The following is a 14,846-nucleotide window of genomic DNA, read 5'->3' as shown; positions in this document are numbered from 1 at the left end:
CACAAGTCCCGGCCCCTGCTTCGACCGCTATGGAGACGCGCCACCGGGCTATCACCGGCGATGCCCGCGAGCTACCACTGGCCGATGACAGCGTCGAACTCGTCGTCACCTCCCCGCCCTATCCGATGATAGAGATGTGGGACGACATCTTCGGTGCCCTAGAGCCCGCTATCGCCGACGCGCTCGGCGCCGGCGACGGCGACCGCGCTTTCTCGCTCATGCACGACGTGCTCGATACCGTGTGGGCCGAACTCGAACGCGTGCTCGCGCCGGGCGGTATCGCCTGTATCAACGTCGGCGACGCGACCCGCTCGCTGTCCGACGGCTTTCGCTCGTACCCCAACCACGCCGAGATAACGAACCGGCTGACCGACCACGGGCTCCGCGCGCTGCCGGACATCCTCTGGCGCAAGCCCACCAACAGCGGCGCGAAGTTCATGGGCTCGGGGATGGTCCCGCCCAACGCCTATCCGACGCTGGAACACGAGCACATCCTCGTCTTCCGCAACGGCGAGCGCCGGCGGCTGGAGCCCGGCGCCGACCGACGCTACGAGAGCGCCTACTTCTGGGAGGAGCGCAACGAGTGGTTCTCGGACCTCTGGGACGTGCCCGGCGAGGCCCAGGACATCGACGACGGCCTGCGCGACCGCTCGGGCGCCTTTCCGCTGGTGATTCCCCACCGCCTCGTCTCGATGTTCTCGGTGCAGGGCGACACCGTGCTGGACCCGTTTCTGGGTACCGGCACGACGACCCTCGCGGCGATGGTCACCGGCCGTCACTCCGTCGGTATCGAACGCGACGCGGACATGCTGGCGGCCCTCGACGACCGGGTCGACCGCGTCGGCGAGCGCTCCCGACAGATTGCCCGACAGCGCCTGGACGACCACCGCGAGTGGGTCGCACGACGCCGCGAGAGCGGGAAAGAACCCGGCTACGAGGCCGAACACTACGACTTCGCGGTCAACACGAAACAGGAGCGCCGCATCCGCTTCTACGCTGTCGAGGCCCTCGAACGGACGGGTGACGGGTACCGCGTGACCCACACGCCCGTCGAGTGACTACGGCAGGAGCCCCCTGAGCGTCTGCAACAGCCCCTCCTCGTCCGCCGGTTCGGGTTCAGGCGTTGGCTCTGGCTCTGGTTCGGGCTCAGGCGTCGGCTCTGGCTCTGGTTCGGGTTCAGGTGTGGGCTCCGGTTCAGGCGTCGGTTCTGGCTCTGGCTCCGGCGTTGGCTCTGGTTCCGGTTCAGGCGTTGGTTCTGGCTCTGGCTCCGGCGTTGGCTCTGGCTCTGGTTCAGGCGTTGGTTCCGGTTCAGGCGTTGGTTCTGGTTCGGGCGTCGGTTCTGGTTCGGGCGTCGGTTCTGGTGCCGGTGTTTCAGTGTCCGTTGGCGTCGGTGTCTGAGTCTCTATTGGGGTCTCGTTGGGCGTCGGTGTCGGCGTTGGCGTCTCGTTCGGTGTCAGCGTCGGCGTCTCGTTCGGTGTCGGCGTCGGCGTCTCGTTCGGTGTCAGCGTCGGCGTCTCATTCGGCGTCGGTGTCGGCGTCGGCGTCTCGTTGGGCGTCGGTGTCGGCGTTGCTGTCTCGTTCGGCGTTGGCGTCTCCGGCGCAGCCACCGTGAACTCGTAGACACGGTCGCCTTCGATGAGTACCGACCGGCCGTCACTCTCGGTCACGGCCGTCGCCGTGTAGCTCCCCGGCGCGAGCGTCACTGTCCGCTCCGACTCCGCCGGGACCCGCAGTACCGTCTCGTTCTCGCCGCTGACGGTGACGACCACCGCGACGCTGTTCGGGTTCTCGATGGACAGCGTCCGGTCAGTCACGCTCGCATCGAGGCTCCGAAGCTGGGAGACGGCCTCGCTCGCACGCTCCGACGCCGTCACCTGTATCTGTGTGACAGAGAGCGTCTGGGACTGCCGTATCACCTCCGAGGCAGCGCTCGTCGCGGCCAGTTGCACCTGCACGACGCTCACCTCCTGACTCGCCGCGAGCGCGCCCTGAGAGGCGCCGCGGGCGGCCGCCTGTATCTGCGTGACAGTCACCGACTGCTGCTGCTGGACGAGCGCTCCCGTGGCCGCCCCCAGCGCGGCCTCCTGAACCTTCTTCGGGTCCTGAGCGCGTTGCGCGTCGGTGGCGCCGCCCGCCGCGCCGAAGGCGGCCGCCTGTACCTGTCTGACCGACACCGACTGAGTCTGTGCGAGCGAGCCGTAGGCCGCGCCCTGAGCGGCTTCCTGAACCTGGGTGACGCTCACCTGCTGAGTCCCCGAAGCGCCGCTAGCGGCGCCGGCGGCCGACCCGACGGCGGCGTACTGTATCTGCGAGACGTTCGCTTGCTGGGACTGGGCGACCGACCCGTGGGCCGCGCCGTAGGCCGCCGCCTGCAGCTGGGCGAGGTCCGCCGACTGTGCCTGCGAGAGCGAGCCGGCGGTGCTCGCGTAGATGCCTGCCTGGAGCTGGGTAGCGTTGACGGACTGGCTCTGCAGTAACGCGCCGTGGGTCGCTCCCGTCGCGGCGGCCTGGACCTGCTCGACTGAGGCGTTCTGTCGCTGGCTGGCGGCGAGTCGAGCGGCGTCGATAGCCGCCTGACGCTGTTCCTGCGTGACGGTGACACCCTGGCGCTGGGTGAGGTTGATACCGGCCTGTGCGCCCTGTGTGGCGGCGGTCCGCTGTTCCTGCGAGAGGTTCTGCTCCCGGTCGCTCCCCGTCGAATCGACCGCCGCGAGCGAGTCGAGTCGGTCGTTCAGTGCGTCGTAATCCACGCTGTCACCGTTCTGACCCGCCACCTGGCGCGGGCCGGGATTCGCGGCGACCGGGAGCGCGACGGCGCTGCAGACGAGCAACGCGGCGACGCCGAGTACGAGCGCCCGTGTCATCGTCCGGCGCTCCGCTGTCGTCGGTGCCGGCTGTGGCAGCTCGCTGGTCGTTTTACTGTCCGGTCGCGGTTCGCGTGGCGGCGATGCATGCGAACTGTTCGCACAACGTCGCTGATAAACCCGAGAGACCGTTGGTCCGTCCGGTCGAGCTTACGCTAGCGATAGGGTCGGTCAATCAAACGCATCCGACTCCATGTCGGGATGCAGTGGTACGCAACGCCGCCGAACGGCGGAACCGGAGTGTGACACCGACGGGCCTTTTGTCCGCATCCGAGAAGAGCGGGTATGGATTTCAGCGCCTTCCGGCTGCTCGCGGCCGGGTCGGACCTCGCGATGGAGCCCCACGCGCGGGCCGACGCCGACGGCATCGAACTGCGGATGGACTTCGCGGCCCAGCCCCTCGACCAGCTGGCCGCCTACGACGGCGACCTGCCGGTGCTCGTGACCAACCGCGTCGACTGGGAGGGCGGCGAGGCCGGGGACACCGCCGACCGGCTCGACCGGCTGGAACGGGCCCTGACCTACGACGCCGTCACCGCCGTCGACCTCGAACTCGCCGCACTCGACGGGGAGGGGGACCACGACGCCGGCCGGGTCGCCGACCACGCCCGCGAGCACGGGGCGTCGGTCGTCGTCTCTACCCACGACTTCGAGAGCACGCCGGACCGGGACGCCGTCGTCGACCGACTCGAACGCGCCTGCGAGTACGGCGACGTGGGAAAGATGGCCTCGACCGCGCAGTCACCCGACGACGTGCTGGCGATGCTCGGCGCGACGCGGGAACTCACCGCGGCAGGCGAGCGGGTCGCGACGATGTGTATGGGCGAGGCCGGCCGGCACTCGCGAGCGGTCGCGCCGCTCTATGGCTCGCGCATCGGTTACGCGCCGGTCGACCCCGCGGCGGCGACCGCCCCCGGCCAGTACGACCTGACGACGCTGCGGTCGCTGGTCGACCAGCTCGAAAGTGAGTGACTATCGGCCGTAGGTGAGCCGCGTCGCCAGCCCGTCCAGCCGGCGCTTCACGCCGCCGAACCACGCGGCCGGCGAGACGCGACGGGCGTCGGCCTCGGACACCTCGATGGCGTCCTCAGTGTCGGGGCCCGCGCCGTCCGTGGCGTCCACGACGGTGGTCATGCCACAGCGGCCACAGGATTCGGTCTGTTTGCCCATCTCACCCACATGTTTGGTCGCTCACCTGAAAAGCGTTGGCGCCGGCCGGAACCTGACAGCGATGCGGACATTTAGGTCGGTCGGCGGCGATACCACTCGTATGAGCGACGCGGACGAGTCGAGACGGGCCGCGATGCCGACGTGGGACGACGACTACCTCCAGCGGGTCGGTGAGCGACTGGCACACGCTTACGACCTCGAACGCGACCGCGCGGTCCGGGGCGAGCGGTTCGACCTATATGGCTGTCTCTCCGTCGAGAGCCAGAAGCAGTTCCTCCACCGGTCGCTCAACTGGGCCAACTACGAGACCGCGGAGCATCTGTTCGTCCGGCGGACCGACGGCGTCTCGCGGGCCGACCTCGACGCCCTCGTCGAATTGGGCCACGAACTGGCCGAGGCGTGGATAGACGCCGACGAGGAACACCGCGGCACCGAGTTCACGTTCGTCCTCGTCGTCCCCGCGATTCCCGGGGCCGTTCGCTCGCACGTCTCCGGGTTCCGCGACCGGACGCTACTGAAGTTCGGCTACTACGGTGACTACGAGGTGAATCTCGTGGTCGTCGCGCCCGAGCGCGAGCAGGTGGTCGCGAGCCGGGAGGCCGACACCGCGGCGGCGTTCGACTTCTGGGACGCCTACGACCCCGAAGGTCCGGGGCTGGTGGCCCGGGTACGGGGCTGGCTGGGCTAGTCGTCGGCGGGCACCCCCTCGGGCCGCTCGCGCACGTCGCGGATGTTCCGGTAGCCGATACCCACGAGCGAGAGCGCGAGCCCCACGAGCACCAGCGCGAGGACTATCTGGACGGCGACGGAGACCCGGGCGACGAGGCCGGCGCCCTCGGCGAAGCCCCCGAGGACGAACTGCTGGTAGAGGTTCTGATACAGGGCGAGATACAGCAGCGCACAGACGGTGACGACGGTCATCAGCGCCATCGGGACGCCGGTGCTGACGAGCTGTTTGTCGTCGTCCCAGTTGGCCAGCCACACCGTCGCGGTCAGCAGGGCGAGCGCGGCGAGGAGCTGGTTCGCCCCGCCAAAGAGCGGCCAGAGGCTCGCCCAGGAGCCGCTGGCGACCAGCGCGTAGGCGACCAGACACTGGATGACGGCGTTGCTGTAGCGGTTGATGCCGACCGACTGAACAGTCTCGACGGGGGCGCTGGCCGCGTCGGGCGTCCCGACGATCTCCTCGGCCATGTAGCGACCCAGCCGGACCGCCGTGTCCGTCGAGGTCAGGAGGAAACTCACCAGCACGAGGGCCATGAACGGCGCACCGTACCGGGTCGGGATACCGAAGCTCGTAAGCATCACCGACCCGCCGGAGGCGAAGTTCGGCAGCGCGCGGCCGATACCGCTGCCGGCCGTGACGCCCGCGATAGCGACGGTGCCGAGCGCGACCGTCGCCAGCAGGCCCTCGCCGAGCATCCCGCCGTAGCCGATGGCGCGGGCGTCCGACTCCTTGTTCAGCTGTTTGGCGGTCGTCCCGGAGGAGACCAGCGAGTGGAAGCCGCTGATGGTCCCACAGGCGATAGTGACGAAGAGCAGCGGGAACAGCGGCAGCCCGGCGGTCCCCATGAAGCCGTAGTACGGTTCGAGCGAGATGGCCAGCGGCTCGGCGGACGTCCCGAATATCGTCCCGACGATGATGGCCAGCAGCGCCCCGCCGACGCCGGCGTACAGCAGGAACGAGGAGAGAAAGTCACGCGGCTGGAGCAGCGTCCAGACCGGGAGCACCGAGGCGATGGCGGCATAGAGGAGGACGACCGGAATCCACGCGGCGGTGTTGGCCCCGAGGGTGCCGGCGGCGGGCACCAGTGACGCCAGCCCCGAACCGAAGAGAACGATAGTCTCGGCGGGGTAGGCGCCGGCCTCGGCGGCCGGGAACAGCGCGATGGGGTACAGGATGCCGACGTAGACACCGGCGAAGACGGCGGTGACGAAGAGGGCAGTCCCGAGGAGGAAGGGGAGGTCCAGCTGATAGAGGTAGACGCCGAAAACGAGCGCCAGCGCGATGTAGACGAAACTGGCAGTCGCGGCCGCCGGATAGGCGTCGAAGACGATGGCGACGACCAGTGCGAACACCGCGACGACGAGGATTATCGTGAGGAAGGCGAACCAGAGCAGCATGTTCTTGCCCCGCTCGCCGACGTACTCGCCGATGATGTAGCCGATGGACTTGCCCTCGTGGCGCAGGCTCCCCGACAGCGAGACGAAGTCGTGGACCGCGCCCATCAACGGGTTCCCGATAGCTATCCACAGCAGCGCGGGCACCCAGCCCCAGACGACGCCGGCGGTGATGGGGCCGACGATGGGCGCCCCGCCGGCGATGCTGGAGTAGTGGTGGCCCAGCAACACCGGCTTCTTCGAGGGGACGTACTCCTGTCCGTCCTCGTACCTGTGAGCCGGTGTCTCGTTGTCGTCGTCGAGTTCGACGAACCGCGTGAGGTATCTCGAATACCCGATGTATCCGACGCTGAACGTGAGCAGTGTCGCCACGACGAGCCAGAGTACCTGTACCATGTCAGTGTCCCTCACAATACCTGTCGTCGAATATATATTTAATTATTATGGACATTTGGGTTGGGACGACCGAGTCGGGCGGATTCCGTCCCGTACCAATCAGGCTTGCTGTGGATCGACGGCCGTGTCGAGGTCGAGTTCGTCGGTGAGCGCCCCTAGCAGGGCGGTCCCGTCGGCTCCCGCGCGCTGTTCGAGCACCGCGACGACGGGCTGGTCGAACTCCGCGTGGATGCGGTCGAGCCGCGCTTGCTCGGCTCGGTGACGCTCCCGGAGGTAGGTCGCGCCCGTGCCGGTCTCGCCCTCGTCGGGCGCCGGCGCGACCTTGTTAACGACGAGGCCACCGACGGTGAGTCCGGCCTCGCGCAGGTCCTCGACCGCGCGGTGTGACTCCGCGATAGAGAGGTCGTCCGGGTTGCACACGAGGAAGAACTGCGCCTGCTCGGCGAGGACGCGGCCGGCGAACTCGAAGGTCTCCTTGCGCTCGGTGAGTCGCCGGATGATGGGGTCGTCCTCGAGCGTCGCGCGCGCTTCGCTCCCGCCGACAGCGGCCTTCTCGAAGAGGTCGACACTCGCCGCGCGCTTCTCGCGCAACCGTTCGACCCACGACTGGAGGAACTCGGGGAGCGCGAGCAGACGCAGGGTCCCGCCCGTCGGTGAGGTGTCGAAGACGACGCGGTCGTAGTCGTCGCTCTCGCGCATCACGTCGATGAAGCGGTCGAACAGCGCGGCCTCGTAGGCGCCCGGCGTCCGGTGGGCCAGCTCTATCTGGCGGTCGATTTCGTTGACGATGGCCGGGCTCACCTGGTCGGACATCGCTCGCCTGATGTCGCGCATGTGGCGCTCGACCTCCTCGTCGGGGTCCAGTTCCATCGCCGAGAGCCCGGCGTAGCCGTCCACTGGCGCCGGGTCGTCGTCGAAGCGCTGCTCGAAGACGTCCGAGGTGCTGTGGGCCGGGTCGGTCGAGACCAGCAGCGTCTCCAGCCCGTCGCGGGCGCACTGGACGCCGTAGGCACTGGCTACGGTGGTCTTGCCGACCCCGCCTTTCCCGCCGAAGAAGACGAACCGGTCCATGCTAGAAGTGGTACTGCTGGCCCTTGCGTTCGACGAGCGACTCGCGGTCCCACATCCGCCGTTCCCACTGGACGAACTCCTCGGCCAGATACGGCAGCAGTTCGGCGGTATAGTACGACACCGGACTCGGGATGCCGAAGGCGTCGGCGAAGCAGGCAAACAGGAACACGTCCGTGGTGTCCTCGGCCTCCTTCTCTATTTTCTCGTGGGAGGGGTGCGCTATCATCCCGTGGTAGAGCCCGTGGAGCCACTCCTCGACGGCGTCGAGATACGCCGAGATGCGGGCGGAAAGCGACATCGTCAGCAGGCACAGCCGGTGGTGCCCGGTGCGTCGCCGCGATGCGTCGACTGGCTCGATACCCGCAGTAGTTTATTTCCCATTGACAGGACGCCCATACGCCCCCCACTGCCGAAATGCGCATAAATGTTGGTGATGGTTCGGGCGCTACCGGACGAGCAGCGGCACTGCGAGGAGGGCGACGGCGAGAAAGCCGGCCACGAGCCCGTACACCAGCCGGCCGAACCGCGCCGCGGCCGGAATCTCGCCTCTGAGCTCCGGCCGCTCGGTCCAGACGTAGCGGTGGTAGGCGACGCCGGCAGTCAGGGCGCTGGTTGCGCCCGCGACGGCCAGTCCCACGGGGAGCGAGGCCCCGAGCGCCATCACGTACAGGGGGCCGACGGCGAAGCTGACGGCGAACCCGAGGACGCTGACGACGAGGAAGGGGACCGGGTCGACGGTGACACCGTCGCTGTTTCGGAGCATTCGACGACAGTAGGGCCGGGAGCCACATCAGCGTGTCTCCCGGACTCCGTCGTTCGGAAGATATAGGGGTGTGCCCGCTAGATTCGGGGAGTATGACCGAGACAGGGCGAAAGCGGCCGTGGCTCGCCGCCGTCCTCGCCTTCATCTACCCCGGACTGGGACACGTCTATCTCCGAGAGTGGCTGCGAGCGGTCCTGTGGTTCGGCCTCGTCGTCAGCACCAGTACGCTGCTGGTTCAGGACTCGGTGATGGCGCCGCTCGACGGCGGCATCTCCGTCGACGCGCTGCTCGCCGTCTCACAGAACATCCCGCTGCAGGCGTCGGTGGCGCTGTTTGCCATCACCGCCCTGAGCATGGTCGACGCCTACTGGATGGCGACCCGCGAGAACGTCGAGACCGAGGTCGTCGAGGGCATGAAGTGCCCCCACTGCGGGAAGGAGCTGGAAGAGGACCTCGACTTCTGTCACTGGTGTACGACGAAGCTGGACCGCCCCGCCGACCCCGAGCAGTAGGGCGGCGGGCTTACTTCTCGATGATGCTCTCTTCGATCTTCTCGCCGAAGTGTGTCGCCGTGTCCTCGTAGTGGACGAGAATCTCGTCGCCCGCTTCGAGATCGGTGACGGCGATGCGCCCCTCCCGGGAGTGGACCTTGATGGTCTCCGCGTTCTGGAGCAGCGTCTCGATGCGGTCGCCCTCCGCCGTCTCGGCCTGGACACGGAACATCGGCCGTTTCTCTATCTTCGCGCGGCCGACGATGGCCTCGCGGGTGTGGCCCTGTTCGTCCACTATCTGGACCTCGTCGCCCGACTGCAGCTCCGAGAGGTACTTCGTGCCGCCGTCGGGGGTGCGCACGTAGGCGTGGACCGCGCCGGCGTTGACCCGGAACGGCCGGGAGGCGACGTATGGCGACTCGGCCGTCTCGGCGTGGACGAAAAAGAGCCCGCGGGCCATCGAGCCGACGAGCATCCCCTCGTCGTGTTCCATCAGATTGCCCGTGTCGATACAGACCCGGTCGGCCGACCCCGTCTGCTCGACGGCCGTCACAGTGGCGTACTCCAGTTCGACGCTCTCGCGGCCGGCCTCGTCGCGGACCTCGACGGTCTTGCGAATCTCGTCGACGTCGTCGGTGTCGAGCAGGACGCCGTCGACGCCGAGCTCCAGCGTCTCGTAGGCGGTGCGGGCGTCCTCGGCCGTCTGGACGCCGGTGATGAGTTCGGTCTCGTCGCCGACCCGGGCGATGAGATTTTCGAGGGGGATGATCTGCCAGTCGTCGCCGATGACGATGGTGTAGTCGGCTTCGGCCGCGACGGCCTCGGCGAACGCCTCGTAGTCCTCGTCGAAGATACGGACGTAGCCGCCGTCCGGCGCCGAACCGTTCTGGCGCAACACGGAGAGGTCAGCGGAGCCGGAGAAGTCGGTCGGGAGGTCGACGGTGCCGTCGCCCTCGCCGTCCTTGCCCACGATGGTGGCGTCCGCGTCGCTCTCGTCCTCCTCGGCCTCCATGACGTGGACGTCCCCGTCGGAGAACGCGGCGATGTTGACCTGTCCCAGTTCGCGGACCTTCTCGACGTCGCTCTTGTCGACCAGCACCCAGTCCACGCCGGCCTCCAGACCGGCGGTGATGCGTCGTCTGCGTGTCTCCCAGTCGCCGACCGCGCTGTCGGCCTTGAGCCAGACGGTTCGTGTCATACGCCCACGATTGCGACGGCGGGGCTTGAACGTGGCGGAACCCGCAGCCCTCCCTGACATCCCGCGATGTGCCGCGTGACCAATGGCGCAAGGCACTTGACCACCTGTTTGCTTGAGGGGGTATGAAACGCGGAACTGTCGTGTGGGTCGCCCTCGTCGTGGTCGGCGCGCTGTTCGTCGCCACTGCCCCGCCCGACCCCCAGTACTCGGTCAGCGTCAGCGGTCCGATAGAGCCCCCAGCGGACGAACCCGTCGTCGCCTTCGAGAATCTGTCCGAGGAAAACCGCACCCTGTTCGGCGAGGCACTCGAAGCGGACCAGCGCTCCGGCGACCCGCCGGGTATCGAGGACGGGTACGTGGCTTACGAGGGAGGGATATATCAGCTGTCGACGGCAGTTCACGAGGGTCCCGCAGGCAGTTTGCTCATGCCGTCCATCGGTGGACTCCTGATTATCGCGGGATGTGTGCTGGCGGCGTATCGGCGTCAGTAGCGTTTCTGAGACGCGGAGCGGTCGCGGGGTGGCGTCAGGCTTCGACAGCCAGCCCGGCGTCACGAAGGGCCGAATCGGCTTCCGCGTCGTCGTGGACGACGCTCGCGACGGCCCGCGCTATCTTCTCGGGCTCGTCGTGCTGGAAGATGGACCGGCCCATCGAGACGCCGGAGGCACCGGCGTCCATCGCGCCACGGACCATCGAGAGGGTCTCCTCGTCGGTCCCCTTCGAGCCGCCGGCGATGACCACCGGCAGGCTGGTCGACTCCACGACGTGCTGGAAGCTCTCGGCGTCGCCCGTGTAGCCGGTCTTTACCACGTCGGCGCCCAGTTCTTCGCCGAGTCGGACGGCGTGGCCGACGGCCTGGTTGTAGTCGTCGGCCTCGGGGTCGATATCTGGCCCGCGGGCGTAGGTCATCGCAAGCACCGGCAGGCCGTAGCGTTCGGCCTCGCTGGTCATCTTCGCGAGGTCTTCTATCTGTTCGCGTTCGTGGACGCTGCCGACGTTGATATGCATAGAGACGGCGTCGGCGCCGACGCGGACGGCGTCCTCGACAGTGCCGGTCATCCGCTTGTCGTTCTCGTCGGGGCCGATGACGGTCGAACCGTTGAGGTGAGCGATGTAGCCCGCGTCGTTCTTGTTCGGATGGACGCGGTCGGCGACGCCGCGCTGGGTGAGCACCGCGTCGGCCCCCCCGCGCGTGATGGCGTCGACGGTCGATTCGAGCTCTTTCAGCCCCTGCGTGGCGCCGAGTGTGATACCGTGGTCCATGGGGACGACGACGTACCGGCCGTCTGTCCCGATGCGGTCGAGTCGAGCGCGTGTCCCTGTGTTCATGTCATGCGAATCTGTGGCAAGAACGATTATGTGCGTTCCGGTTGCGGCCGTTCCTGTGTGCCCCGCAGAGCGCCCTGCTTGAGCTCGCGGGCCAGCGCTTCGAGTCTGTCGGCGACCTCGCCGGTCGGGTCACCGTTCTCGTACCCCTCGGTGACGATATCGACGAGCGCGGAGCCGACGATGATCCCGTCGGCCCCCGAGGCGACGATGCGCTCGGCGTGCTCGCCGGTTTTGATACCGAAGCCCACGGCTTTTGGCACGTCCCAGTCGGCGATGCGGGCGAGTGACTCCTCGGTCGCGTCGTCCACGTCGTCGCGAGCGCCCGTGACGCCCAGACGGGCCTGCACGTAGACGTAGCCCGAGACCTGCTCGCGCATCCGGTCGAGGCGCGACTGGGTCGTCGTCGGCGCGACGATGAAGACGAGGTCGAGGCCGAACTCGTCACACGCCGCCCGGAGCGGCCCGGCCTCTTCGGCCGGCAAATCGGGGACGACGAAGCCGCCGACACCGACCTCGGCGGCCTTCTCGACGAAGGGGCGAGGGCCTTCGTCGGCCCCGTACTGATAGAGCAGATTGTAGTAGGTCATACAGACCAGCGGCACGTCGACGTCGAGGTCGCTCACGAACTCGAAGAACCGCTCCGGCGTCATCCCCGCGTCGAGCGACCGGACGATGGCGTTCTGGATGGTCGTCCCCTCGGCGATGGGCTCGGAGAAGGGGAGGCCGAGTTCGATAGCGTCGGCCCCGCCCGCGGCGAGCGCCTCGACGTAGGAAAGCGAGTCCTCGTAGTTGGGGTCCCCGGCGGCGAGATACGGCACGAAGGCGGGTTCGTCCGCGAAGGCCGATTCGAGCCCCATCAGAGACCACCGCCCATGCGGTTGAGCATGGACATGTCGGGCGCGATGTCCAGGTCGCGCTTGGTTGTCTCCTCGATGGCCGTTTCGAGGTCCTTGTCACCGCGTCCGGAGACGTTGACGACCACGGTGTCGCCGAACTCCTCGTGGTGCTCGTCTCGCGGCTCCGCCGCTCGACCGTCCGTAGCGGTCCCCGCCACGCGCTCCAGGTAGCCGAAGGCGTGGGCCGTCTCCAGGGCCGGGATGATACCCTCGTCCTGAGAGAGCCGGTGGAACGCCTCCAGGGCGAGGTCGTCGTCGACGTTGACCGGTGTGACCCGCTCCTCGTCGACCAGATGCGCGAGCTCTGGACCGACGCCGGCGTAGTCCAGTCCCGCGGAGACGGAGTGGGACTCCATGATCTGGCCGTCCGAATCCTGCAGCAGTTTGGTGCGCGCGCCGTGTAACACGCCCTCGTCGCCGGTCGAGAGGGTCGCCGAGTTGGGCGCGACGCCCTCCTCCTCGTCGACGGTGAGCGAGGAGCCGCCCGCCTCGACGGCGTGTAGCGCCACGTCCTCGTCGTCCACGAACTCGGCGAAGGCGCCCATCGTGTTCGAGCCGCCGCCGGCACAGGCGACGACATCGGTGGGGAGCCCGCCCGTTTTCTCGATGGTCTGTTCGCGGGCCTCCTCGCTGATGACGGACTGGAAGTCCCGGACCATCTTCGGGAACGGATGGGGGCCGACCACGCTGCCGATGACGTAGTGCGTGTTCTCGACGGTCGTCGCCCACTCGCGCATCGTCTCCGAGATGGCCTCCTTGAGCGTGCCCCGGCCGACGGTGACGGGGACGACCTCGGAGCCGTTTATCTTCATCCGGAAGACGTTGGGACGCTGTCGGGCGATGTCGGTCTCGCCCATGTATATCTCACAGGGCATATCCAGATGGGCCGCGGCCATCGCCGTCGCGGTGCCGTGCTGGCCGGCGCCGGTCTCGGCGATGATGCGTTCTTTCCCCATGTATTTGGCGAGCAGCACCTGGCCCAGCGCGTTGTTGAGCTTGTGGGCGCCCCCGTGCAGGAGGTCCTCGCGTTTCAGGTAGACGTCGGTGTCGTACCGTTCCGAGAGCTGGTCTGCGTACTGCAGCGGCGTCGGCCGGCCGCCGAAGTCCGCCAGCCGCTCCCGGAACTCGTCCATAAATCCGTCCTCGTTGTCCAGCACGTACCGCTCGTAGGCGTCGGCCAGCTCCTCTATGGCCGGCATCAGTGCCTCAGGTACGTACTGTCCGCCGTACTCGCCGAACTTGGGGTCGTGTGCGTCGTCCGTACTCATGTCTGTGTCTCCGCGTCAGTCAGTCGTCGCGTGTTCTCGCGAACGTCCGAGTCGCCGCCGTGGTCCATGATAGCCGAGCCGACCAGCAGGGCGTCGGCGCCGGCCGTTCGCATCCGGCGAACGTCGTCCGGTGAGCCTATGCCGCTTTCCGCAATGAGCGTGACGGCTTCGGGTGCCGCCGTGGCCGCCTCGGGGAAGGTGTCCAGGTCGACGTCCAGTTTCGCCAGGTCGCGGTTGTTCACGCCGACGATGTCCGCGCCCGCGTCGACGGCCCGCTCGACCTCCGCGGCGGTGTGGGCCTCGACGAGCACCTGAAAGCCCCGCTCGCGGGCCGCATCGAGCAGCTCGTCGAGGTCGTCGGTCCCGTCGGCCTCCAGAAAGCGGACGATGAGCAGTATCACGTCGCTCTCGACCACGTCGAGCTGGCTCTCGTGGAGGACGAAGTCCTTGCGCAGGACCGGCACGTCGACGGCCTCGCGCACCGCGGCGAGCGTCTCCGCCGAACCGCCGAAGTGGTCGGGTTCGGTCAGCACCGACAGCGCCGCCGCGCCGCCCGCGACCATCTCTTCTGCGAGTTCGACCGGGTCGTCGGCCCGCTCGCCGTCCGCGGTCGGACTCGTCGGTTTCACCTCTGCGATGACCGGGACCCGCCCGTCGGCTTCGGCCCGCTCGAACGCCGCGGTGAGCGAGCGCGGGTCGACAGCGACGCGCTCGCCGCCGCCGCCGCGCTCCCGCGCCGCCGCGAGTATCGACTCCACTGCTGGTGCCATTCGTCCGTCGGATTCCATTACTGGTCACTAACGTACAGAAGTGTACATAAGTGTTGTCGTCCGGTCGCAGACACCGGGGCGGTGCCGAGCTTTTTGCGGCCCGAGCGCGACTGCTGAGACGAGATGGCACCCGACTCTCGGCCCGGGACCGCGATACTGGTGGGGGCGGCGCTCGCGGGCGCACTGACAGTCTGGGCGGTCGCCACCGGCCAGCCCCGCCCGCTACTGGCCTTCCTCGTCACTGCGACCGTCGTCACGGCGGTCGGCGCCAGCGAGGTGGTCGCCGAGGTCGCCTCGTGGTACTACGTCCTCCAGAGCGTGGTTCTGGGCCTGTTCGGCGTCGGTCTGGTCGTCATGGGCTATGCCACGCCGCTGGTTCTCGGGCTGACGGCCGGGTTCGTCTGCTCGGGGCTGTTCTTCGCGGCCAGATACAGCCGGGACCGCCGGACGGTGCCGCCCCCTGAGGAGGGCGCCCGATAACAAATCTTGAAGAGGCAACCGGCCGATTGCCA

Annotated in this window: 17 protein-coding genes; 6 read left to right on the top strand and 11 right to left on the bottom strand. The window is 68.1% G+C overall.

Annotated elements, in window-relative coordinates; genetic code table 11:
* The first annotated feature begins 29 nt into the window (after positions 1–29).
* Positions 30–1,058: a DNA-methyltransferase gene (locus NDI56_RS00600; protein ID WP_310917465.1), complete on the top strand. Its 1,029-nt coding sequence runs from the start codon at positions 30–32 to the stop codon at positions 1,056–1,058.
* Here NDI56_RS00600 and NDI56_RS00595 read toward each other — a convergent pair whose 3' ends face one another.
* Complete coding sequence (locus tag NDI56_RS00595) at positions 1,059–2,864, bottom strand: hypothetical protein (RefSeq protein WP_310917464.1); 1,806 nt, start codon at positions 2,862–2,864, stop codon at positions 1,059–1,061.
* Positions 2,865–3,149: 285 nt separating this feature from the next.
* On the opposite strand from NDI56_RS00595, the gene NDI56_RS00590 reads away from it, so the two are divergent.
* The gene (locus NDI56_RS00590; protein WP_310917463.1) at positions 3,150–3,836 is read left to right on the top strand and encodes a type I 3-dehydroquinate dehydratase; all 687 of its coding nucleotides are present in this window, start codon (positions 3,150–3,152) and stop codon (positions 3,834–3,836) included.
* Here the strand turns inward: NDI56_RS00590 and NDI56_RS00585 are convergent, their stop codons facing one another.
* Positions 3,837–4,034, bottom strand: a complete 198-nt coding sequence (locus NDI56_RS00585; protein WP_310917462.1) for a DUF8007 family protein — start codon at positions 4,032–4,034, stop codon at positions 3,837–3,839.
* Between the two features lie 100 nt (positions 4,035–4,134).
* Between NDI56_RS00585 and NDI56_RS00580 the strand changes: the two genes are divergently transcribed.
* A complete protein-coding gene (locus NDI56_RS00580) occupies positions 4,135–4,722 on the top strand; it encodes a DUF8052 family protein (RefSeq protein ID WP_310917461.1) in 588 nt (195 codons plus the stop codon).
* Here the strand turns inward: NDI56_RS00580 and NDI56_RS00575 are convergent.
* From NDI56_RS00575 to NDI56_RS00560, 4 genes are all read right to left on the bottom strand, one after another.
* Positions 4,719–6,548, bottom strand: coding sequence for a carbon starvation CstA family protein (locus tag NDI56_RS00575; protein ID WP_310917460.1), 1,830 nt, complete (start codon positions 6,546–6,548; stop codon positions 4,719–4,721). The genes NDI56_RS00580 and NDI56_RS00575 overlap by 4 nt on opposite strands.
* 99 nt (positions 6,549–6,647) lie before the next feature.
* Positions 6,648–7,619 carry an ArsA family ATPase gene (locus NDI56_RS00570; protein WP_310917459.1) on the bottom strand — a complete coding sequence of 324 codons (972 nt, stop codon included), beginning with the start codon at positions 7,617–7,619 and terminating at the stop codon, positions 6,648–6,650.
* 1 nt (position 7,620) lies between these two features.
* Positions 7,621–7,917 carry a DUF7990 family protein gene (locus tag NDI56_RS00565; protein WP_310917458.1) on the bottom strand — a complete coding sequence of 99 codons (297 nt, stop codon included), beginning with the start codon at positions 7,915–7,917 and terminating at the stop codon, positions 7,621–7,623.
* Between the two features lie 147 nt (positions 7,918–8,064).
* On the bottom strand, positions 8,065–8,382 hold the full coding sequence (locus NDI56_RS00560) for a hypothetical protein (RefSeq protein WP_310917457.1): 318 nt from the start codon (positions 8,380–8,382) through the stop codon (positions 8,065–8,067).
* Between the two features lie 92 nt (positions 8,383–8,474).
* Between NDI56_RS00560 and NDI56_RS00555 the strand changes: the two genes are divergently transcribed.
* Positions 8,475–8,894, top strand: a complete 420-nt coding sequence (locus NDI56_RS00555) for a zinc ribbon domain-containing protein (RefSeq protein ID WP_310917456.1) — start codon at positions 8,475–8,477, stop codon at positions 8,892–8,894.
* A 10-nt stretch (positions 8,895–8,904) separates the two neighbouring features.
* Here NDI56_RS00555 and NDI56_RS00550 read toward each other — a convergent pair whose 3' ends face one another.
* Positions 8,905–10,071 carry a 3-dehydroquinate synthase II gene (locus NDI56_RS00550; protein ID WP_310917455.1) on the bottom strand — a complete coding sequence of 389 codons (1,167 nt, stop codon included), beginning with the start codon at positions 10,069–10,071 and terminating at the stop codon, positions 8,905–8,907.
* 122 nt (positions 10,072–10,193) lie between these two features.
* On the opposite strand from NDI56_RS00550, the gene NDI56_RS00545 reads away from it, so the two are divergent.
* A complete protein-coding gene (locus NDI56_RS00545; RefSeq protein ID WP_310917454.1) occupies positions 10,194–10,562 on the top strand; it encodes a DUF7979 domain-containing protein in 369 nt (122 codons plus the stop codon).
* Positions 10,563–10,596: 34 nt separating this feature from the next.
* Here the strand turns inward: NDI56_RS00545 and NDI56_RS00540 are convergent, their stop codons facing one another.
* Genes NDI56_RS00540 through trpC form a run of 4 tightly spaced genes read right to left on the bottom strand, consistent with a single transcriptional unit; the run spans position 10,597 to position 14,352 of the window.
* On the bottom strand, positions 10,597–11,400 hold the full coding sequence (locus NDI56_RS00540) for a 2-amino-3,7-dideoxy-D-threo-hept-6-ulosonate synthase (protein WP_310917453.1): 804 nt from the start codon (positions 11,398–11,400) through the stop codon (positions 10,597–10,599).
* Positions 11,401–11,426: 26 nt separating this feature from the next.
* On the bottom strand, positions 11,427–12,257 hold the full coding sequence (trpA, locus tag NDI56_RS00535) for a tryptophan synthase subunit alpha (RefSeq protein ID WP_310917452.1): 831 nt from the start codon (positions 12,255–12,257) through the stop codon (positions 11,427–11,429).
* On the bottom strand, positions 12,257–13,564 hold the full coding sequence (gene trpB, locus NDI56_RS00530; protein ID WP_310917451.1) for a tryptophan synthase subunit beta: 1,308 nt from the start codon (positions 13,562–13,564) through the stop codon (positions 12,257–12,259). The genes trpA and trpB overlap by 1 nt, the downstream gene beginning before the upstream one ends.
* Positions 13,561–14,352: an indole-3-glycerol phosphate synthase gene (trpC, locus tag NDI56_RS00525; protein ID WP_310917450.1), complete on the bottom strand. Its 792-nt coding sequence runs from the start codon at positions 14,350–14,352 to the stop codon at positions 13,561–13,563. The genes trpB and trpC overlap by 4 nt, the downstream gene beginning before the upstream one ends.
* A 105-nt stretch (positions 14,353–14,457) precedes the next feature.
* Between trpC and NDI56_RS00520 the strand changes: the two genes are divergently transcribed.
* Complete coding sequence (locus tag NDI56_RS00520; RefSeq protein ID WP_310917449.1) at positions 14,458–14,814, top strand: hypothetical protein; 357 nt, start codon at positions 14,458–14,460, stop codon at positions 14,812–14,814.
* The last annotated feature ends 32 nt before the right edge of the window (positions 14,815–14,846 follow it).

The organism is Halomicroarcula saliterrae (genome assembly GCF_031624395.1).
GTDB lineage: Archaea > Halobacteriota > Halobacteria > Halobacteriales > Haloarculaceae > Haloarcula > Haloarcula saliterrae.
This window is presented reverse-complemented; position numbering and strand designations above follow the sequence as displayed.